This window comes from Blastopirellula marina (assembly GCF_002967765.1).
GTDB classification, from domain to species: domain Bacteria; phylum Planctomycetota; class Planctomycetia; order Pirellulales; family Pirellulaceae; genus Bremerella; species Bremerella marina_A.
Map to the genome: position 1 here is coordinate 44,536 of NZ_PUHY01000001.1, position 22,086 is coordinate 66,621.

Sequence of the window (22,086 nt, forward strand, 5' to 3'; positions counted from 1 at the left end):
CTAAGCCAGAATCGGGTGCAGGATGTTTCCATGCACATCGGTCAGGCGGAAGTCGCGGCCGCCGTAGCGGTAGGTGAGACGTTCGTGGTCAACGCCGAGCAGATGCAGCACTGTCGCCCAGAGATCGTAGATATTGCAGACATCTTCGATCGCATAATAGCCGAGTTCATCTGTAGCACCATAAATAGTGCCTCCCTTGATTCCTCCACCTGCCATCCAGACGCTAAAGCCAAACGGATTGTGATCGCGGCCATTAGAACCTTGCGAGAATGGTGTGCGACCGAATTCGCCTGCCCAGACAACCAACGTTTCGTCCAGTAAGCCGCGTCGCTTCAAGTCGGTAATCAGACCAGCAATGGGTTGATCGACCTGAGCGGACATGTTGCGGTGCCCCGCTTCTAAGCCGCCATGCTGATCCCACGGATTCGCAGCTTGACCACCTCCGGGCGTTTGTGGCAAGCATGACAGTTCTACAAAGCGAACACCACGTTCAATCAGACGGCGCGCTAGCAGGCATTGCCGGCCGTAAGCTGCCGTTTGAGGCTGATCGGAATCAAGTCCGTATAACGCCTGCGTCTCGGCCGTTTCGCCACCGATGTCACACAATTCCGGAACCGCGGTTTGCATTCGAAAAGCGGTTTCGTAATTCTTGATCGCGGCTTCGACTTGCACGTCCTGCGAGGTTGTATCAAGAAACTCTTGGTCGAACGACTGGGCGAATGCCATTCGCTGTTTTTGAATGTCTGGCAAAGTCGTTGGCGTGATATTGCGTATCGCTGGGGATTGATCGGCCTGCAGGATCGAACCTTGATGTTGGGCGGGAAGAAAGCCGTTACTGAACAGGCTAACGCCACCATGTGGAGCGGTGGCTCCACCACTTTGCAGGACAACATAACCAGGCAGGTCGGCCGTTTCATTCCCTAAGCCGTAGGCACACCACGCTCCGGCACTGGGATAACCCATAAACGGAAAACCGGTGTGCAAAGCGAAGTTGCCTTGGGCGTGCTCGTTCACCTTCGTGGTCATCGAGCGGATCACGGCCAACTCGTCGACCACTTGTCCAATTTTCGGAAACATATTGCTCACGGGGATGCCGCTCTCGCCGTAGTTGCGAAAAGCGAACGGACTTCCCATAACGTTGCCGTCGTTATTGAACTGCGTACGCTGAACCTGAACTGGCATCGGCTTACCGTCCAGTTCACGAAGCTTTGGCTTGGGGTCGAAAGAATCAACGTGCGACACGCCGCCTGACATGAAGCAGAAAATAACCCGCTTCGCTTTAGCGGGGTGGTGCGTAGCGGAAAGCGCCGCGCCAGCGGGAAGACCTAACGATTCCGCGGTAGCCGACTCGTGTATAAGACCGGCTAGGGCGGTCGCGCCAAAGCCTGCAGAAACTTTACGGAGCAGCGTTCGCCGTGAGAAGTTACCGTACATAGATGAACTCCTTGAAAGTGACCAACGCGCGGGCAAGTTCTTTCCAAGGTAGGAGGTCATCGGCGGTATCAATGACATCAACCTTCTCGAACTGCCAGTTAAGGGTAGCGATCTTCTCTTCCAATTGCTCTGCTTTTTGACGCGTCTCAATGTCCATTGCTTCCAAGACTTTTCGCTCGGTAACTCCGGTCGGTCCAAGGCGGGCAGTTTGAGCGATCTGTTCGTCGGTTAGCGCACGATCATAAAGCTGAGCTTGGAAGACCTTACCCGAAAGAAAGCGATTGCCAGTACCTGGCAAATGACGAAGCCCGAGCGTGACGACCGTATTGCCCGAGGTGAAAGGAAAGGGACCGCTACTTTGATATGCTTTGCCGTAGGCAACGCCGTCGCGATAGCCGATGATTCGTCCATCCGCGCGATAAACGATCGCCACATGGACAGGCCGCTCCGTTGCTTCGGCTTCCGTTAACCCCGAGAACGTTTGCGTTCGGACGAAACTGTTACTTCCTGCCAGCCAATGACCTGCTTGCTGTTCTCCGAAAACGATTGCGTCGAACACATTACCGTTAGGAAGTTGCACGCTCATCACGCCGCCGCCGCGCTGCGTTAAGTTATCGAGCTGAACCCACGCTTCCAAGGTTTTGGCTGTGAGGTTTTGCTGGAGGGGAGCGGTCACCAGATAACCTTGATTGCTGAGCACCAGTGCGTCCCCATCTACCGTGGCACCGCCGACCAAAGTTCCATCAGCGGAACCGATTTGATCTTTCGTCGACTTTGCGAAATCCCACTTGGCGATCGGTTTTACCGCATCGGCAGGCAAAGTGGTCCGTTCGATCTGCCGTGCGTCTTCCAGTTTCGCTCGAATTGGTTGCTTAAGCTGCGAAAGTTGGCGAGTCAGAGAGTAAACTTCCTCACGCAAGGCCAATTGTTGCTGCCGAGCGGAGGCAGAACGCTTGCGAATCAGAGACAAGTAGGCTTCGCTGCGGGCAATCTCCTCGGAAGTCGCTGCGCGTCCGAAGGCCGTCGCGAACATGCGTTGAATACGGGCCTCGTCCGTGGGGAGTTCACGATCCGTGGCGATTTGGTTCGCCCAGTTGTCGGCATATGCTTCGACTAGAGGATCGTTCAAAAGAGTTAGCGACTGCGCGGGTACGTTGGTGACATCACGCCGCCCGACCGTGCTGAAGGGCTCGGGAAAATCGAAAACGCGAAGCAGTGGATTCAAGTCGTTGCGAATCACACGCACGTAAATACTTCTCCGTGGCATTTGGTCGCTAACCGGTGGTCCGAAGGAAGTGTGATCGAGTTGACCAGAAACCGACAATAGCCAATCGCGGATGGCCTCGGCCTCCATGCGACGAACGTTGGCTCGGGCCAGATAGCGGTTCTCGGGATCTTTTTGTAACTGCTCTGGTGTCGCGCTCGATGCCAATTGCCAGGTTCGCGACAGAACGATCTCCCGAACTTGCTGTTTGAGTGACCAACCTTGGTTCGCGAAGTGTGTGGCCAACCAGTCGAGCAGTTCCGGATCGCTGGGTTTGTCTCCCATCTTTCCGAGATTATCTGGCGTGCGGACAATTCCTTGACCCATCAGATGATGCCAAATCCGATTCACCATCACCCGCCGCGTCAACGGATTGTCATCGCGAAGGACATCAGCCGCGAGTTGCAAGCGACCACTTTGCTCGGTCGCATACGGCGTGGTATCGATGGCGTCGAGGAAGTGCCGGGGAATGATATCGCCTGGCTTCTTATGGTCGCCGCGAATGTACAAAGCATGGTCTGCACCGTGGGATTCATCGAGTGTAGGAATGCGAGTGGCCACAGGAATCTCCGCTTCCAACTGGCGATAACGCTCTATCAACGATTGTGTTTTCGTCAGTTCAGCGAGTTGATTCGCCAAGAATCCATCACTCAGGCAGGCCTCAAGCAGCACGGCCTGTGCATCACTCAAGCGATCTTCTTGCCAGTCTTGTACGGCTTTTTGGATGGCTTGTTCGTAACAGGCGATCAGGTCATCAAGTGATTGCGGCATCTGCTGCTGCGTTGCGGACAGGAGTGCGGGAATCCACTCAGGACAGTCCGGTGGCGCGGGTTGATCGGGATAACGGATCATCGCACGGCGAATGCCAAACCAGGATCGTTCCGGGTCTTGAACCAATAACGGCGCATCACGTGCCGCGGCGACTTCCAGGTGGATTGTGTCTCCCGACCAGTAATCGACATCGAAGCGAATCCACTGCCAGTTTGGGGCAAGTCGACGGACCGGTTGAATTGTGCCACTCCGAGGATAATCTTGCACAACGTAGCGGAATTGCGATGCGCCGTCGCCGATCGCTTGTACCCAGACTTCCCCATGGGGCTTCAGAGGGAAGTCGCGCGACATCAATCGTGCGGGAAGTTTGTCAGAGATGCCATGCGAGTAGACGCCAGAAGGATAGATTCCCTTCAGAGCTCGGTTTCCGTTTGGCTCGATGGCGAAGAATCCTGCGCGGTTCGGTTCGTCTGGAAGCCCAGCACCGCGTGTGTACCAAGTGGCATACGCTTCAGAATGGGCGAGATTCCATTTGGTCTCAAGTTCGGCGGCGTCGAACTGCTTCAGTTCGTCTCGTTTCCGCTGCCAATCGGCCTCCACCCTCTTCCAGCTATCCGCGAAGGTGTGACCATCGGCGAGTTCGGTTTGGATCGTTTGGAGGGCAAGCCAAGGTGATTGAGGCTTTGTCTTATCGGGCGGATCTGCCGCGAGTTTGCGAAGTTGAGGGGAGACCTTTTCAAGCGACATCTGCCAGTCTGTTGCCAGCGATTTGCGGATATCTTTCTTGAGCTGCGTTAGATCTGGTTTGCGTGCGTTAAGTCGTTCGGGCAACTCGATGGCTTCACGACCAGGACGGCAAGTGGCAAGAATTCCAAAGAGAGAATAATAGTCCGCCTGACTGATCGCATCGAACTTGTGATCGTGACAACGTGCACACGAGACGGTCAACCCGAGGAATGCCTTGGAGAAACAGTTGATTTGATCGTCCGTAAAACGAACCCGCTCGTCCAGGACGTCGGTCGGTGAGAATCCATGAAACACCATTCGCCAATGCGCGGTACCGATCAGCGATTCGTTGATCCCCAGTGCATTGTTAATACGTGGCTCTGGCAAAAGGTCCCCAGCAATGTGCTCGCGGATCAGTTGATCAACCTTTACATCTTCGTTCAAAGCTCGAATCAAGTAATCGCGGTAGAGCCAGGCATTCTCGATCTCGGGATCCCCTTCACTGCCGTGTGATTCGGCGTAGCGTGTCCAGTCCATCCAATGCCGTGCCCAACGCTCGCCGAAGTGAGGACTTTCCAACAGCGAATCGACCAGTTGTTGGTAGGCGGCATCTCGCTCCTCGCCTGACGCGGCTTCCAATCGGCTCGTCCACTGTTGGACTTCCTCAGCGGAGGGAGGCAGTCCGGTTAAGTTAAAGTACAGCCTCCGGACCAATACCTCGGCCGAGGCCAATTCGGCAGGCTCAAGATTGTGTGTTTTGTGCTGGCGATGCACAAAACGGTCGATCGGATTACCATTCCACTGAGGATCGTCCGACGCAGGAACTGTCGGTGAATTGACAGGTTGAAAACTCCACCACGCCTTTCTGCGCTTCAGCACCTCTGGCCATGAGGTAGCAGCCGACGCCTCTTCGGCAGAGGGGGGCTCGTCGCGGGGATCGATCGCGCCACCAGCGATCCAGGTCTGAAAGTCTTTCAGCACAGCATCATCGAGCTTTGGTCCGCCCTGCGGCATTTCCATCCCGGGGACTTCGTGCTTTAGGATCGCCAGGAGTCTGCTTTGTTCAGGCTTGCCAGGAACCAGAACCGTGCCGTTTTCGCCGCCATTGAGAAGCGCCTGTCGATAATCAACGGCGAAATCACCTTCGGCCGTGTTGTGCGAGTTGTGGCACTCGTAGCAGCTTTCGATTAAGACCGGGCGGATCTTCGCCTCGAAAAACTCGATCTGCTTCTCCCTAGCCGTATCAACCGCATACAGCGGATTGACGCCGAGCGAAAGGAAGCATGCAGTCAAGAACGATCGCACAAACAAAGACACACGTCGTCTCCGTCGGTTGTGTCAGCGGTGGACTGGTACTCCACGCGACTAACGGAAGAAGAATGGAGGGGAGGAATAACTCGAAAGGAAGGCGGGGAAAGGAGTTAACTCAAGAGTATGATGAATGGGACCCGTGTGTCAATTGAATTCGGCGGAAGCACCGCTTTCCCGAGTAAAAGGTTGCATTTTCCCTGCGGAAAAGAGTACAACAACACGAACCTGCCGATGTGCGCCATATTGCACTTTGCTTCTCTTCCTCCTGCGATGTTCGCCCACTTCGCGCCTCCACTCGGTGTGCCTAATCCATGAATGATTCTCTCCGTCGTCTGCTGCCTATGTGCGGTTTGCTCCTGTTTGCCTCCGTTGCGATGTCGCAAGACCTAGAAACGCAATTGAGAGAAGTCGATAGTACCACATTGGCTGCTCGTGCTCGCCTGCGTGGTAACCCCAAAAGTGGTGCGCTCGTCTTTTTCAAATCGGCCGCTGCTTGTGCGAAGTGCCATGAACCAGGGGACCAGTCCCTATCGCTGGGGCCTAAGCTAACGGAACTTGGCAAGGATGCGACCGACGCGTACATCGTGGATGCGATTCTGCATCCTTCCAAGACGATTCGTAAGGGATACGAGACGTTTTCGATCTTAACCGACGACGGTCGGCTCCATGTAGGGTTGGTTCAATCGAAAACCGACAAGCAAATCGTGCTCCGAGATGCTAATGACATCAGCAAGGAAACTAAGATCGATCAGGCCGCGATCGAAGAAATGGCTCAGACTGACAAGTCGCTGATGCCGGATGGTTTGGTCGCTTCGCTGCGAAACGAAAAGGAGTTTTATGATTTGGTTCGCTACGTAAGCGAAGTCGCCCACGGCGGGGCAAAGCGTGCCCAGCAACTTCGTCCGAGCGCTGAGGAACTGCTCGTGAAAGACGACTCGATTGGCCTCGATCACGCTGGAATTCTAAGCTCGCTAGGAGAAAGCGATCTTCGTGCTGGTCGCAATATCTATATGGGGTACTGCATTAACTGCCATGGCGAAGACGGCAATACTCCCAAGTTGCCTACCGCGCGCGCTTTCGGCAAGGATAAGTTAAAATTCGGAGCCGATCCCTATTCGATGTTCCTCACGCTAACACGCGGTGCCGGTTTGATGGCACCGATGCAGCATCTTTCGCCCCGCGAACGCTACCAGGTTGTAGGATTCATCCGCGAAGAAATGATGAAGGAACGTAATCCTGAATATCAAGAGGCAACGGCCGAATACTTGGCCGGATTGCCGAAAGGGACGGATTCGGGCGATTGGAGTGAATCGGGTGATCGCGATTTTGGGCCCGTGTTGGGATCGCAGATAGGTAGTAGCGTCAATAACGCGTTAACGTTTCGCTTGAACGACGAGATCACCGTTGGCTACGACCTGCACCGCATGCGCTTGGCCGGGGCGTGGAAAGGTGGCTTTCTCGATCTTTCTCAGACGCAGCATTACCGCCAGCGTGGCGAGCAGATGCCGAAGATCGACGGCGATATTCTATATGGATTGACCGACTGGCAATGGGTATTGGGGGATTCGTTCGAGATCACTGCAGAGGCCAAACCGCCTCGCGGCCCGGTGAATGCTGACCTGGCAACGTACCAAGGTCACTATCTTTACAACGGTCGCGCCATTCTCAGCTATAAGATTGGAAACCGGCAGATCCTGGAGTCGATCGCCGGAGAGGAAGCGGGTACCTTAGCGACGATTTCTCATACGCTGCGAATCGAGCCTGGCGATGAACCACTGAAGCTGAGCGTAGGGCGATTGGACACGTTGCCAACACCACCCGTTTCTATTCCTCATCTGCTTACCGACACGCGGCAAGTCGATACCGAGCCTCACGGAATGAGTGTGATTTACGGCAAGCCGGATGTCCAGCGACGTCCTCCTTCTATGAAGAACGAGCCGTTACTTGTCGTCAAAGGATCATCCGCTCGTAATTTTGACTTGGGAACGCCAGGACGCACTATTTTGGTCCGCTTCAAGACCGATCAGGAGGGCACACTGATCGCCTCGGCCCCACCGGAAGGGAAATGGACGCCCGAAGGGAAGACCTTGTTTATCCGCGGCAAGCGTTTGGTTTACGACATCGGTTGGGTGGGTGCGATCGTAGGAAAAACTCTGGTGACCGACAATCGATGGCACGTTGCGGCCCTTGTAGTCGAAAGGGAACAAACGCGGTTGTACTTGGACGGAAAGCTGGAGGCATCGCGGAATAGATTCCGAAGACCACCTGTGAAGGACCACGTGCTCAAGATCGGGGCGACTGCAACCAATTTTGGTGGAGACTATGTCGGTGAACTCGGTACATTGCAGATCCTCGACAAGGCCCTCTCTGGGGAACAAATCGCCGCGATTAAGCCAGACACGGCTCCCATCGAAGAAGATAGCCTGTTCACATGGCAGCCACCTCCGACGCAAATTGCCGTATCAAACCGAGGAAAGAAGAATGATGGCTTACTAGCGTTCGACGGCGTTTTTGTGGCCGCTTCCATCACAGGAGACACGAAGGATCTGACGTGGGAGTCGACCAGCGATGGGCGAGCCGTACTAAGAATACCTGCCGGAGATCGTCCACGACTCGTACGAATCACCCGTGCGGCGTGCGATTCCCTCGGCGACTTGGAACACTTCGAGGCATACACCAAGGCAACCGCGGCCGAGCAGCCGGTCGCGGACTTGAAACAGTGGACCGAAGGTGGGCCCACACGCTGGCCCCAAGTTTTAGAGGTAACCGGCCAACTGGGTGAACCGATCAACGGTTACGCCCTTGATACCATTCCGATCCCATTCGATAACCCCTGGAACGCTTGGATCCGGACCAGCGCACTCGACTTCTATGACGATGGTCGCGCGGTGGTGACAACTCATGGCGGCGATATCTACATCGTGAGCGGGATCGACCAAACGCTCGAAAAAGTGACTTGGAAACGCTTTGCTTCCGGTCTTTTCGAACCGTTCGGAGTACGGGTCATTGATGGAACGATTTACGTCACCTGTCGTGATGGCCTCAAACGGATGCATGACTTCGATGGCAATGGAGAAGCAGACTTCGTCGAGGCGTTTTGGAACGACGACGACGTTTCATCCATGTTTCATGCCTACAATTTCGATTTGCAGACCGACTCGGAAGGAAACTTCTACTTCGCGAAAGCAGGTCAATACACGCAGCACCATCGACCAGGAACCATCATGAAGATTCCGCCGGAAGGTGGCCATGCCGAGGTCTTTGCTTGGGGGCTGCGTACGCCGAACGGAATGGGCAAACTGAAAGACGATCGATTTACGGTCTCAGACAACCAAGGTCCTTGGATGCCCGCTGGCAAGATCTCGTTGATTCGAAAAGACAGTTTTATGGGCAACATGCCCATCAACGACGAACAACGAAAGTGGTTGACGGCGAAACATGGAGGAAAACTGCCGGACACGTTCGACGAACCGATCATTTGGACGCCGCAAGAACTCGATAGCTCGTGCGGAGGTCAGGTCTGGGTCGATGATCCACGGTTCGGTCCTCTTGCGGGTAGATTGATCCACTCCTCCTTCGGAAAAGGGTGGCTCTATTACATGTCACTACAAGAGATTGATGATACGATGCAAGCCTCGATTGTGGCCCTTCCGCACCAGTGGGATGCCGGTGTGATGCGACTCCGAGTGAATCCGCACGACGGGCAGCTTTATGGCACAGGTCTATCAGGCTGGCAAGGACCCAACGGCGGAAAAGATGGCTGCCTGCAGCGGCTTCGATATACGGGTGAACCATGCTCGATCGTCGATAACTTCAAGGTCACGCCGGACGGCGTGGAATTGACCTTCAGCTTTGAGTTCGAGCCAGCTTCGGCTGCTAATCCCGAAAGTTGGTCAGCCGAGATGTGGAACTACCTCTGGTCGGCTCGTTACGGATCGGATCAGTTTTCGGTCCGTCGTCCTCAACAGCGTGGGCACGATCCACTGACAATCGAGTCGGTCGAGATCGTGGACGCGAAGACCGTGCGTCTGCACATTCCTGGACTGGATGTGTGCGATCAATTACGGCTTGAGATGCAATTGAAGGACGCCGAGGGGAAGCTCTTCACGGAAGAATTATTCGCCACGGTTCATAAGATCCCGGCAAAGAATCAAGCGGACAAACCGCGGTAAGCGGTTTTAACGCCTGCCGACCGCTGGAATCAAGAGGGCAGTCTTGATCCCGAGCGGCCGAGCGAGACGGTAAGGAGATATCATCTACGGGACGATTACAAATCACCCGAAATGACCTGGCCATCCCCTTTGTCTGCGATGCGATTAATCGAAACGCTGTCCATGGTGTCGCTGAAGTAGCGTACACTACCATCGCTGAGCACGAACTGGGCACCGCCCGGGTGATGCGAACCAAAGCTGTACGAGTTGGTTCCGTTGATCGTGTAGACGCCGCTCTGGCTTCCACTTGCCGTCACGCCGCGCAGAGTCTGATGGGTGGCCACGTTACTGCTGGCTCCGCCCAGGGTCACGCCAACCCAAACGGCACCGCGATAATGAATCAGGTCACCGGAGGAATTGCGAGTTCCGTTTTGGCCGAATGGAACTTCGCCAATCATGACCGTGTTGGTCGTTCCGTCGGTCACATCGCGAAACTTAGTCGAGCTGTTTGCCGAGAACATACCATTTCCGCCGTTTACGCAGCTTCCAGCATAGTAAGCACAATCGTCGTCGGAGTAATTGTACTGCGTGTTCTTGTCGCCAAAGACACCTTTATACGTCGATAATCCGTGCGATGGTTCCGAAGAGGCATTCTTGAACTCAGGATTCAAGTTGTCGCCAGGAGCACTCGGGCAGCGATATGTTTCGATTAACGGCTGCGAGTACTGCAAGATATCGGCGTCATCCGAACAGAAACGTGTGTTGACTTGCAAAGCTTCGTACCGATTGTTCTGTTCGATCTGCGGCAAGATCATCGCCCCCCAGCCCCAGCCAGGTCCCGAGAGCGTCGAGTAAGTGCCGTAAGGAGTGCGGCGATAGAATCCAGCAGGGAAGCTACCGTGAACGTCGTGATAGTTGTGCATGGCCAATCCCTGTTGCTTGAGATTGTTGGCACATTGGTTCCGGCGAGCTGCCTCGCGAGCTTGTTGAACCGCAGGTAAAAGCAAAGCGATCAAAACGCCGATGATCGCAATCACGACCAAGAGTTCGACGAGGGTGAAGCCGTTTCGCTCGTTTCGCGGCCGGGTGACGGGTCGTGTACTCATTTGAGTCCTCTCGGGGTATACGCCGTTACGGTAGGAAAGATGAAGTCGGATGCCCGGGTGCCTCGTACGACTCTTGGGCATGTTCTCTACCGTAGTGATTGAGTTCCTTAATCAAAAGGGAAGTTTGCGCAAAGGAATTACCCCAATTTGCGGAATTGTCCTGACAGCTCGAACTGCTTCGTTTTGGGATGATAATTGACAACGCACTTCCCCACAGAAACAGCCGCTACGGGGGATCGTAGCGGCTGCTCTGCCAGGCTTGGTTGATTAAACAACTCGTCGACGGAAGGTCGAAGAGTACGTGTTGGCTGGTCGTAGACCAGAAGCGTTTAATGAACGAAGCCCTACCTCACTGAATCGTCGGATTTAGTCTGCGCTGGCGAGTTCTTGCCACTTGCGATTACGGTTCCGCGAGCGGGTTATTTGAGAGATAGTCGCCTGATTTCGGTCTGCTTTTCAGATTGAAGGCAAACGAGTTCTCACCCCCTTGAGCGATCTTGACGACTTCAACACCATTCTCGGAATAGACAATCGGGATGGAGATCGCTTTCCCAGAGCTGTCTTTCGTTTCGGCGTTCGAGCTGATCTGAACTAGGAAATCACCGATGGCTATTCCTTCGCCATGAGTTCCCGTTGCCAATTGGAATTGACCACTGGAATCGGTTATTGCCGAGGCAATCGGAGCCGATTCGGAATGAAACACCACAACAGCATTTGCGACAGGTTTGCCATCCATACTGACGGTACCGGAAGCAGGCGAAAGCGAATAGCTCGGACCACCATACGAACATCCGACGGCGATCAATAAGGCAATCAATAAAAGAGAACGAATCCACGTCTTAAAGCTAGTCATAAAAGCGACGACTCTGGCTTGGTGGAAATTGGCAGGCATAGAAGATCTCTCAAGTCTGTGTCGTTTGAGCTTCAAAAGGAGCCAGACTCGAATACTACAAACGCCCGAGTCTGGCTGAAGATAAACATCAGGAACCGGCTTACAAGGACTCCAGGACTTGCCCATCGTTGCGGGCGGAAATCCGGTTGATCATCACTTGATCGATGGTGGCCGAAAAGAAGCGAGCGCTTCCATCGCTTAAGACGAACTGAGCACCACCAGGATGATGTGAGCTGAATGATCGTGCGTTAGTACCGTTGATAATGTATTCGCGGCTGGTCGCACCACTGGCGATCACGCCACGCAATGTTTGGAATGTTGCGACGTTACTGGATGCCCCACTAGGTGTCACGCCAATCCAGACCGCCCCGAGGTAACTGATGGGATTGCCGGAGTTGTCTTTGGTACCATTTGGTCCGAAAGCAACCTCGCCGACCATCACCGTATTAGTTGTCCCATCAGTAACATCTCGCATCTTGACACTGCTATTGGGCGAGAACATTCCGTTTCCGCCATCGACACAGCTACCTTGTGCTCTTGTGCAACCGTCAGGATTACCGCTGTAGGTTGCTTGCGTATTCAGATCGCCGAATACCCCTTTATAGGTCGACAAGCCATGCGAATACGTAGCACTGCCGGACACCATCACATCATTTACGTCTTTGCCAGGAGCACTTGGGCAGCGATATCCAGAAATGAGCGGCTGCGAGTACTGCAAGACCGCGACATCATCCGAGGTGTAAGCACCGTTGGAAATGTTCAAGGCTTCGAAGCGGGCGTTCTGTTCGATCTGCGGAAGAATCGCGGCGCCCCAGCCCCAGCCGGGACCGGCGAAGGTTGAAATCGTGTACGGCGTTTGACGCCAGAAACCAGCAGGGAAAGCGTTATGCACGTCGTGATAAGTGTGAAGAGCGAGCCCAATCTGTTTCAAGTTGTTGGAACACTGCATACGGCGAGCAGCTTCGCGGGCTTGTTGAACGGCCGGAAGCAACAAAGCGATCAACACGCCAATGATGGCAATCACGACCAATAGTTCGACAAGGGTAAAACCTCGACGAGAAGACCCGATACTTGTTTCCATAAAGTCTCTTTAATTTTGGTGTTATGAAGGGTCAACAGATGATACCGCTTGGAAAGCAAGACATCCGATCTGCCTTCCTGAATGCAAGGATAGACCGTTTGCTATCATGCCCCTAGAGACGTTCGCGCAAAATCATTAACCGATTTTGCAGATTGAATTAAGCGATCATCTGGTGCCCGTCAGACACCGAATTTCTCACCCGATTGCGAGGTGTCCAATGATTAACGGCCGATTCAATTAACCCGTTCATAGAGAAGTTGAACAATCCGGAAAGCATGGTTCATTGACCATCGTGCAGAAGATCTTGAGGGTGATTTCTGCGGAATTCGCCCGGTGTTAAGCCCGTCATTCGTTTGAAGAAACGGAGCATGGCGTTCTCGCAGCTGAAGCCCGCCTGTTGACTGATCTCGGCCAAGGTCAGATCAGTTTGCTTGAGAATATCCTTCAGTACCTTCACCCGAGCAAAACGGATTTCCTCGGCCGGAGAACGCTTAAGAACTTTACGAAAGCGTTCTTCTAAGGAACGTCGTGAGACGTCCAAGTGACGCGTCAAATCCGAAACACTGATTGCGACATCACAGTTTCGCTTAATAAACGCTACGGCATCCTGAACGAGTGTGTCGGCCGCAAAGACCGTGTCGGTCGAGGCTTTCTCAACGATTCCTTCAGGTGCCACCAAAAGTGGCGTATGGCGTGGCTTGCCTCCGGAAATCAGGCGATGCAGTTCTTTTGCCGACTCGTATCCGACCTGTTCGACACGCTGCTCGATGTACGAGATCGGCATCGGCGAAAGCTTCGATACCAGCGGATCATTCTCGACGGCCAGAACAGCCACATCGTTGGGGACGTTAATACCTTCGGCGCTACATGTGAGCATGATCTCACGCGCCTGAATCGTGTTCCACGCCACAATACCCACCGGTTTCGGGAGAGTCCGAACCCATTGCACCAAGCGATCTCGCTGGAAATCAAAGTCTGGCTGTGGCACGGCAGGATCAGGAGCAAACTGATAGGTGCGGCAACCGGCATTCTCCGCTGCCGTAACCAGTTCGGGCAGGACAGCATCTTGGTAACTGTAGTAGAGCGGTGGGCCGATATAGCCGATGTGCTCGAAGCCGCGATTGACGAAAAACTCCCCTGCCAATCGGCCAGCTGCTTGCGGATCGGCAATCACCTTAGGAAAGCGATGGCTATGGACGCCATGCCACGAGACATTAATCGTCGGCAAGTTGTGTTTGGCGATGGATTGCCGGAGCGGTTCGTCCGAAATACGTGAGATGACCCCCTGCCCTTGCCAATCGGTGGGAAGGGAAGGTGGTGTTTTGACGCCACGCGGATGCAGCCAGAAATCCCACCCACCATGCTCGGCCGCAAATCGAGCAATGCCATCCATGATGCTTCGGCTCCAATGGCTTTCGTTTAGAATCAGGAGGGCAATACGGAGGCGATCTGGGTAGGCGGAAATCCGCTTAATCATGGTTGGCTTCTCTTGCAGGGTCTGGTGTCTCTTAGTCTCCGCCGGAGGGACTTTTTCGTCGCTCGCAACTAAAAGCGCTACCTCAATATGCAACTAATGGACCAATTCAACCGCCGTGAGAGGCCATTCGTTTGCCCGAAGGTGGGTAACCCTATTAAAGTCGGACTCATCGCGTCGCACCCGGAAAAATCGAACATTTTTCTGCGCAGAAGGACATTGCGACTACCCGAGCGACCAGAGATAGTTGTGCTTAGGACATTGCAGAGATGCCCACTTTTAAGGCATTTGAAGCGTGTCCCGCGTTGCCTGCCCCTGTTTTCCTTCGCTTCAAGGACCAACCATGAAGTCCCGTTCAAGTTGGCAAATTCCCCTTACGCTTCTTGCCCTCGCACTGGCATCAACCACGACGGTCACCACTGAATTGCAGGCCTGCACGACCGCAGTGATTAGCGGCAAGGCGACCCTCGATGGCCGTCCAATTCTGTGGAAAAACCGCGATACGAGCTCGGATCGCCATAACGAAGTTGCCGTCATTGAAGGGGGTAAGTTCAAGGCGATTGCGGTGGTCAATGCAGGCCAACGGAAAACGGTTTGGATGGGGGTCAACGAGGCAGGTTTCTGCATTGAAAACTCGCTGAGTAAAGACCTGGCCGTCGAAGGTTCCTCAGGGCCCGGCAACGGGACAACCATGCGAATGGCCTTACAGACATGTGCCACCGTCGAGGACTTTCAGAAGCTGCTCGAGAAGACCAACAAAACGGGTCGCTCTACCGTGGCGAACTATGGCGTGATCGATGCCCAAGGTGGCGCTGCTTTGTTCGAGACCGGTCCAAAGTCGTTCACTCTCTTCGATGCCAACGATCCCAAAGTTGCCCCCAACGGCTATATCGTTCGATCGAACTTCGCGACGACTGCTCAAAAACTCAGTGCGAATCCAGCACGCGATCAACTTACTAATATCTACTCCGGCGACCGTTACCTTTGCGCTTGCCGAACGTTGGAAGCTTGCCGCGAGGATCAAGTTATTTCACTGCAAGAGGTCATCCGGAATTGCGCTCGTGATTTGAGCGATCCAAGCGGCAAGCCATACCCAGGTTCCATCAATGGTTCGGCGGGAAGCTTGCCAGAAGTGATTTCGACCAAGAATACTATCAGCCGCACCACCACCGTCTCGGCCGCCGTGTTTCATGGGGTGAAGCCGGGCGAGGATCCGAAACTAACCACAATGTGGACGATGCTGGGAGATCCGAAGTTTTCCATCGCGGTTCCTGCATTCTCGATCGGCTCGGTAGCGGATGACCTGGCAGATGAGCAAGGAGGCGAGATCGGTGAAATTGCCATTTCGCTACGAGATTGGAACATGACTTCCGACAAAGACGCTATCTACAGCGCCGCAATGCCAGGAATTTGGGTCGACCTGTGGAAAGTGGAAGATCTCCTCATGGAACTTACCCTCGCTGCGAAGGAACGCTGGGTAGCAGAGGGCGTCTCGCTGGAAGAGGTAAGGAACCTACAAGAGAAAGCGGCGGAAGCCGCGATGCGAGCTATGGAAAAGGAATTTTTGGAATCTAAGGAAGCGGCGCTCACGCTACCCGCTCCACAGGCTCCTGCGTTCTAACCACTGCCTGCCAGTTGACGCGTTCGCAAACGAATTGACTTCCCCCCCGTGTATCCACCTGAGAAGGTTCTTATATCGATGAAGATCACTCGGTCAGCCATACGGCTACTTTGCATCGGCCTTATCCTCGCCATCTTGGCGATGGCCTCGCCATCGGTCACGTTCGCCCAGAAAGCGAATTCGACGCAATTGATTCGCGTTGCAGTTTACGATCACTCCAACGGCGAATCAGCGGGCTGGAAGAATCTGCAAAAGATCTTGGTACCTGATACCGGTTTCGAAACGACAATGGTTACGCCGCAAGACATTCGCGATGGCGTGCTTAAGGATTATGACGTACTGATCATGCCTGGGGGTTCCGGCAGCAAACAATCGTCGATGCTAGAAGAACAAGGCCGAGAGAACATTCGCAACTACGTCTCCTCAGGGGGTTCGTACGTCGGCATCTGTGCTGGGTCTTATTTGGCTTCCTCGCACTATCCTTGGTCGCTGGGAATCTTGAACGCCAAGGTCTGGGATCGTTCGCACTGGAATCGGGGAACCGGAACGATTGAACTTGAATTCTCCAAGAGCGGATGCGAACTGTTGAAGACCGACAAGAGCCAGCTAGAGTGTTACTATGGTCAAGGGCCGTTGCTGGTCCCTGACAATCAGCCAGACTTACCAGGTTACGAAGTCTTGGCCTCGTATGGCACCGAGATCGCCAAAAAGGGCGCTCCCGAAGGTGCTATGGTCGGAACGCATGCGATCGTCAGGACGAAGTTTGGTGAAGGCCGCGTAATCTGTTTCAGCCCGCATCCCGAGAAAGACAGTGGACCTCATTCCCTGATGATCGAAGGGGTTCGTTGGGCAGGTTCGGCGCCGAAAAACTAGTTTCCGTCACGCATTTACTCGTCACTCAGCCCAAGGCATTCTTGCCTAGGGCGTCATGCTCGACTCGCTTCGGTAGGACTTTGCCTTTGATTTTCCATCGCCCCTTTGACCTGCAGACGCTGGACCACGTTGCGCGCATATCGCTTCCTTGTCTGGCCGCACGTGCCAAAGAGCATCATTATCCTTGGGACTTGGCCGAGTTGTTTCCAGAACCGAACTCCCGAATCTCATTCGTGGGATATGGAAGCTTGATCAACTTGATGTCGGCCCGCCGCTCGTTCTCGGATGAAGTGGTGCGTTGTGCGCGTCCGGTGGTAGTCCTCGGTGCAAGACGAATCTACGAATACGTAATGAGCCCGCGCGGACGTGGCATCTACGGTGTCGATCACCGCCAAGGTGGATACGGCGTTCTGAACGCACGCGTTTCCAAGGACGACTGGTTCAACGGGGTTGAGTTTCAGTTGGATATCGATGCTTTCCAATCGCTCCAGATTCGTGAGTCCGCATATGATCTGCTGCCCGCATGGACGGTGGACTGGGAACAGGATGTTCAGGAACCACACCTTTCCTACTTCCTGAGTTGCCGCCGCGAAACCTTTGGCGGTCGACAAACGATCGACTCTGGCATTTTACCGCATCCCAAATACCACGAGGTTTGCGAGGATGGATGTCGCGCCGTTTCCGGTGACTTCCTCAACGCGTTTCGAGCCAGCACTTGGGTACGCAATGTTCGGATGAGCGACACACCTGAACCACATCATCCAGCGCGATCTGATGACTCAGGTCAGTCACCGATCGTCGCTGAATAATTGGGAGCGATCTCACAGCATGCGTTACACCAGGCTCGCATCCCAAGTGACACCACACCCATACCCTTCGGGGCGGGTGAAGTTACCCTGGTTAAGCTTGACCCCATCGGCAGGCTGGCTTGCCAGAAGGAATGCCCCATCCAAGTCGGCATAATCCAAAAGGGGGACCAACTGGGCCGCGGCTGAAATCGCGACATCTGATTCGATCATGCAACCAGCCATGGTCTTCAGCCCGCGAACGTTGGCCTCTCGCAACATACGAAAAGCAGGGGTCAAACCACCGCACTTGCATAACTTGACGTTAATCCCGTGAAACAGGCCGTCGCATTCCCGAACGTGATGTTCTCGTTGACAGCTTTCGTCTGCGATGATTGGCAACGCCGACTCCTCGAAGACGACACGTTTCGACTGGACGGGCGCGTCGGCTGGCAGCGGCTGCTCGATGAACTCGACTCCTAGTTCGGCCAGGGTGATTGAATTACGAATGGTCTCCACGACCGTCCAGGCACAGTTCGCGTCAACGCGGAGCATCGCATCGGTGTTCTGCCGCAGCGCCTCGACAATTTCCAGATCGTTCGGCGTACCCAATTTGACCTTCAGGATCGGCCAGTCGGCGTAGCTTTCAACCTCCCGCAGGACTTCGTCCATGGGGCCAATAGAAATCGTTACGCTTGATTGAGGCACGTTCCGCCACGATAAACCGTTTCGCTGATAGACCGAACTGGAATTCAACTTTCCATATAAGTCGTGGGCAGCTTGATCGAGCGCGGATAAAGCGAAATAGTTATCGTCCAGCAGCGGCGCGAAATGGTTCCATAGTGCTTCTGGCGTGGTGAACTCGTAGTCTGCCAATTCCGGAACAATCCGTTCAAGTGAAGAAGAGATTGTGGCCGCATCATGACGGTAGTAACTACTTTTGACGGCTTCGCCCAGACCAACGCGTCCCTGGTCGTGCAGTTCTACGATAACGCTTTCCTGTTCGGTAATCGCTCCTCGCGAAATCGCGAACACCCGGCGCAGGGGGAGCTTGACCTGATGGATATCCAATCTCACGCTCGCACCTTCTTTCCCAGCTCGATCACGGCATCCGCCAGTACGCCCGGCCCGTCACGATACACATCGCAAACGGGCAGACCAAGTTCCTCGGCGACTCGCGCCTTCTCGACCTCGGCTTCCTCAGGCGTGATGCGACGACCGTTCAACGCAACACCAATCACTTGGCAAGGATTTCTCGCCGAGGCTAACATCTCGTACAGCGTGCAAAGCTCTGACAACGACTTGAGGGGCACATGATCCAATCCCTTCGTCGTTTCGCGAGTTGCCTCGTAGCACAGAATGAGGCCGTGTGGCGCGCAACCATGCAGCAAGCCGACGGTCACCGCCGAGAAGGCCGGGTGGACAGCACTGCCCTGCCCTTCGATCAACAAATAATCGAATTCCGAGTTGTCGAGAATCATGTTTTCGATCGATCCATTCACGAAGTCGGAGACGACCGAGTCGATCGGAATCCCACGGCCGGAGATCATGATGCCGGTTTGACCCGTTGCGAGGAACCGAGCATTCTCGTTTCGCCGCAGCAATTCTCGTTCGATCTCCAAAGCCGTGAACATTTTGCCGACCGAACAGTCATGGCCCACCGTATGCACTCGAACCGAATGGGCTGGAAATGTGGCGTGCTTAGCTGTGTCGCGAAATCGATTTCGTCGGACGTCAATCAGCTTAGCACCGGTCTTATTCGCAATCGCAACAAGTTCCTCGTCCTCGATCATGTGATCGTGCAAGCCGGAAACGACATCGATGCCTGCATGCACGGCTTCGTGAATGGCATTGCGCATCGCGGCAGGCAATCGTCCTCCAGGAGGCGAAATGCCGATGAACAACGCATCAGGCTGATCGACTTGACTCAGCGAAGACACCATCGGGGTGTCGCCACCGTGCCCCAAGCACTCGCCGGTGGTACGAGCCGGCGCCTGACTGTCGAGCAAGGCGACGACATCTTCGCCGCGAAAGCGAAGCAGTCCGATGGCAGTCTTGGCCGAGAAAGGGGTCGAATGACCTTCCGTCAGGACCACGATGCGGTGGTAGGAAGTCAAATCCAAGGGAGTATTCGTCTTGGGTTGTGAACTGGGAGTTGCGGTGGAAGCTTGATCCGTGGTGCTCATAGGAGTGAGCCGGTTCCTGGGAAGTAGAATGGTAAGTGTAAATTTGAGACATATTGATCAATCATGGCAGCAGGAGGATGTCCCGTATCTCGCTGCGCGGCTATTTGGCGAAGAGTCGGCTCATATCGGAGAATCCTTTGATCTCGATCGGATTACCCGAAGGATCAAAGAAGAACATCGTGCCTTGTTCGCCGGGCTCGCCAGCAAATCGGATATATGGAGCGATGACAAATTCGACTCCTTTCTCCTTGAGCTGGGTAGCGAGCGTTTCCCAGCTTTCCATATCCAAAACAACGCCAAAGTGCGGTACAGGAACACCGTGACCGTCTACTTCGTTGTAGTGGATCGAATGGGCCGACTTGTTGGTGTTTAGATGGCAGACAAATTGATGGCCGAAGAAATCAAAATCGACCCATGTGCTGGTACTGCGTCCTTCCGAACAGCCAAGCAGGCCGCCATAGAAGTCACGGGCTGCGGCCAGATCGTGGACTTGCACGGCCAAGTGAAACGGGCTCAGTCTGGTCGTGGGGGTGGCGGTCATTTCTTTGAATTTCTTTGCGTAAAGGGGCGAAACGTACGTGGCTTCTCCCGAGAAGCGTCGAAGACCACTTGGCATTCGGTTGCTCCCCCGTTATGCAAGAATCGTACCGGATCGGTGCGCGAGCCATCCGGAGAACGAGTTTAGGACCGCGGAATGACCAACAGCCAGCGTCAGAGAATCTTGTTTATTGATGATATCCCCTCGTTTTGCGAGGAGATTGTTTCAACACTGCGCGCCGAGGAGCTCGATGCACAATCAATGCTTAGCCCGCTGGAAGCGATCGCTCAGATCATCCGAGGCGAGTTTGATTTGGTCATTACGACTTTGGTAATCGCCGAGTTAGGGGGATTCGAGATCATCCGCCGGATTCGTGGGGCGGGCTGTCGGGTTCCCATCATCATGATCACCGGCTTCGGCACCGATCAATCCGCGATCGAAGCAGCGCGGTTGGGCGTCGCGGATTACCTTACCAAACCGGTCGAAAAGACCGAACTCGTAGCCCGTGTTCGTCGTATCCTCGCCGACCATGCGCCTCGTGAGCCACAACGTCCAAAGTCTCTAGCCCGAATGATTTCCGGTGATTCGCAGATGAGTGCGATCTTCGAAAAAGTGAAGACCATTGCACCCTCCGACAGCCGTGTTCTCATCCTGGGGGAAACAGGTTGTGGCAAGCAACTTCTCGCTCACGCAATCCACCAGCAAAGCCGCCGAGCTCAAGAGCCGTACATCGAAGTCAATTGCGCGGCAATTCCCGCCAGCTTGCTCGAAAGCGAACTTTTTGGGCACGAGGAAGGTGCGTTTACCGGTGCCTCGAAAAAGCGGATCGGTCGCTTTGAGTCTGCGGGGAAAGGAACCATCTTTCTCGACGAAATCGGTGAACTAAGCTTCGAGTTGCAATCGAAGTTGCTCCATGTCCTCGATAGCGGAAAGTTCACCCGTGTGGGCGGCGGCAACGACATGTACAGCCAGGCCCGTCTTGTCTCAGCGACGAACCGCGACTTGCTGAAAGAAGTCGAAGCTGGGCGGTTTCGATCGGATCTATATTATCGCTTGAATGTGATCTCGATCGAGCTTCCCCCTTTGCGAGATCGACCGGGGGATATTGGTATTCTGGCTCAACACTTCATCAATCAGTTCGCGCCGGAAGGTAAGCAGCCACCGACCTTTACACCGTCGGCGGTCGAAGCGTTACGTCAGTATCATTGGCCAGGAAATGTGCGTGAATTGCAGAACTTTGCCGAGCAGTTGGCCGTGTTGCACCAGACGCCTCGGATCGAGGTGACCGACTTGCCGGCGCATGTGCTGAAACGAAATGCGAAGCCTGCCTTGGCTCCGAAAGATATGGCTTCCGAACGATTGCCGTTCCGCGAGGCTCGCGATCAGTTCGAGCGAGACTATCTGCTCAAAGCGATTCAGGATGCCGGGGGGAACATGGCCGAAGGGGCACGATTAGCAGGTATGGATCGGGGACAGTTCTATCGCCTTGCCAAGCGGCATGGGCTTACCTCGAGTTCGGAGTAATGATCAATTTCCCAAAAATTTTCGCCGCCGAGTGAATCCGCATCATTCAGCGAAACGGACCTACGCGGAATGTTGACGAATCCACAACATGGTTGTCAACACGTTGACGAAAACTCATCACACCAACGTACCAACACGGAAGCGGGTTTCCACTTAGTCGCGGTGACAATCTCCACTTTCCGCAATCGATCCTACGTTCCTTGCAGTGCGGAGATGAATTCCGCAGCTTTATATTGATTTCGATCGCACCAGCTTCCCTTCGGCATTGTGCTTGCTTAATGCCAGGTGAGACCTACGCGAAGAGAAGACATCCTTGATGCGACATCGACGTGCGATTCCAACCAACGCC

15 protein-coding genes are annotated in these 22,086 nt (G+C 54.4%); 6 read left to right on the forward strand and 9 right to left on the reverse strand.

Annotated features, from left to right (window positions below; genetic code table 11):
- Together C5Y83_RS00165 and C5Y83_RS00170 are read right to left on the reverse strand one after the other, a co-directional pair.
- Positions 1–1,434, reverse strand: coding sequence for a DUF1501 domain-containing protein (locus C5Y83_RS00165; protein WP_105327627.1), 1,434 nt, complete (start codon positions 1,432–1,434; stop codon positions 1–3).
- The gene (locus C5Y83_RS00170) at positions 1,424–5,512 is read right to left on the reverse strand and encodes a DUF1553 domain-containing protein (protein WP_105327628.1); all 4,089 of its coding nucleotides are present in this window, start codon (positions 5,510–5,512) and stop codon (positions 1,424–1,426) included. The genes C5Y83_RS00165 and C5Y83_RS00170 overlap by 11 nt, the downstream gene beginning before the upstream one ends.
- A 305-nt stretch (positions 5,513–5,817) precedes the next feature.
- Between C5Y83_RS00170 and C5Y83_RS00175 the strand changes: the two genes are divergently transcribed.
- Positions 5,818–9,678 (forward strand): DUF6797 domain-containing protein, encoded by a 3,861-nt coding sequence (locus C5Y83_RS00175; RefSeq protein ID WP_105327629.1) that lies wholly within the window; start codon positions 5,818–5,820, stop codon positions 9,676–9,678.
- Between the two features lie 95 nt (positions 9,679–9,773).
- On the opposite strand, the gene C5Y83_RS00180 is transcribed toward C5Y83_RS00175, so the two are convergent.
- On the reverse strand, positions 9,774–10,763 hold the full coding sequence (locus C5Y83_RS00180) for a DUF1559 domain-containing protein (protein WP_105327630.1): 990 nt from the start codon (positions 10,761–10,763) through the stop codon (positions 9,774–9,776).
- 400 nt (positions 10,764–11,163) lie between these two features.
- Positions 11,164–11,403, reverse strand: a complete 240-nt coding sequence (locus C5Y83_RS30085) for a hypothetical protein (RefSeq protein WP_409994573.1) — start codon at positions 11,401–11,403, stop codon at positions 11,164–11,166.
- Here C5Y83_RS30085 and C5Y83_RS30090 point away from each other — a divergent pair.
- A complete protein-coding gene (locus C5Y83_RS30090; RefSeq protein ID WP_409994574.1) occupies positions 11,386–11,571 on the forward strand; it encodes a hypothetical protein in 186 nt (61 codons plus the stop codon). The genes C5Y83_RS30085 and C5Y83_RS30090 overlap by 18 nt on opposite strands.
- A 184-nt stretch (positions 11,572–11,755) precedes the next feature.
- On the opposite strand, the gene C5Y83_RS00190 is transcribed toward C5Y83_RS30090, so the two are convergent.
- A complete protein-coding gene (locus C5Y83_RS00190) occupies positions 11,756–12,736 on the reverse strand; it encodes a DUF1559 domain-containing protein (RefSeq protein WP_105327632.1) in 981 nt (326 codons plus the stop codon).
- A 280-nt stretch (positions 12,737–13,016) separates the two neighbouring features.
- Complete coding sequence (locus C5Y83_RS00195) at positions 13,017–14,213, reverse strand: xylose operon transcription regulator XylR (RefSeq protein WP_105327633.1); 1,197 nt, start codon at positions 14,211–14,213, stop codon at positions 13,017–13,019.
- Between the two features lie 340 nt (positions 14,214–14,553).
- Here C5Y83_RS00195 and C5Y83_RS00200 point away from each other — a divergent pair, with 340 nt between their 5' ends.
- The 3 genes from C5Y83_RS00200 (at position 14,554) to C5Y83_RS00210 (ending at position 17,513) form a co-directional block, all read left to right on the forward strand.
- Positions 14,554–15,831 (forward strand): carcinine hydrolase/isopenicillin-N N-acyltransferase family protein, encoded by a 1,278-nt coding sequence (locus tag C5Y83_RS00200; RefSeq protein WP_105327634.1) that lies wholly within the window; start codon positions 14,554–14,556, stop codon positions 15,829–15,831.
- 78 nt (positions 15,832–15,909) lie between these two features.
- Positions 15,910–16,704: a BPL-N domain-containing protein gene (locus C5Y83_RS00205; protein ID WP_105327635.1), complete on the forward strand. Its 795-nt coding sequence runs from the start codon at positions 15,910–15,912 to the stop codon at positions 16,702–16,704.
- An 86-nt stretch (positions 16,705–16,790) separates the two neighbouring features.
- A complete protein-coding gene (locus C5Y83_RS00210; protein ID WP_105327636.1) occupies positions 16,791–17,513 on the forward strand; it encodes a hypothetical protein in 723 nt (240 codons plus the stop codon).
- A 24-nt stretch (positions 17,514–17,537) separates the two neighbouring features.
- Here C5Y83_RS00210 and C5Y83_RS00215 read toward each other — a convergent pair whose 3' ends face one another.
- From C5Y83_RS00215 to C5Y83_RS00225, 3 genes are all read right to left on the reverse strand, one after another.
- Positions 17,538–18,566 carry a dipeptide epimerase gene (locus tag C5Y83_RS00215; protein ID WP_105327637.1) on the reverse strand — a complete coding sequence of 343 codons (1,029 nt, stop codon included), beginning with the start codon at positions 18,564–18,566 and terminating at the stop codon, positions 17,538–17,540.
- Positions 18,563–19,675: a DUF1611 domain-containing protein gene (locus C5Y83_RS00220; RefSeq protein WP_105327638.1), complete on the reverse strand. Its 1,113-nt coding sequence runs from the start codon at positions 19,673–19,675 to the stop codon at positions 18,563–18,565. Before C5Y83_RS00220 ends, C5Y83_RS00215 begins: the two co-directional genes overlap by 4 nt.
- Positions 19,676–19,775: 100 nt before the next feature.
- On the reverse strand, positions 19,776–20,291 hold the full coding sequence (locus tag C5Y83_RS00225; protein ID WP_199194943.1) for a VOC family protein: 516 nt from the start codon (positions 20,289–20,291) through the stop codon (positions 19,776–19,778).
- Between the two features lie 78 nt (positions 20,292–20,369).
- On the opposite strand from C5Y83_RS00225, the gene C5Y83_RS00230 reads away from it, so the two are divergent.
- Complete coding sequence (locus C5Y83_RS00230) at positions 20,370–21,737, forward strand: sigma-54-dependent transcriptional regulator (RefSeq protein ID WP_105327639.1); 1,368 nt, start codon at positions 20,370–20,372, stop codon at positions 21,735–21,737.
- The last annotated feature ends 349 nt before the right edge of the window (positions 21,738–22,086 follow it).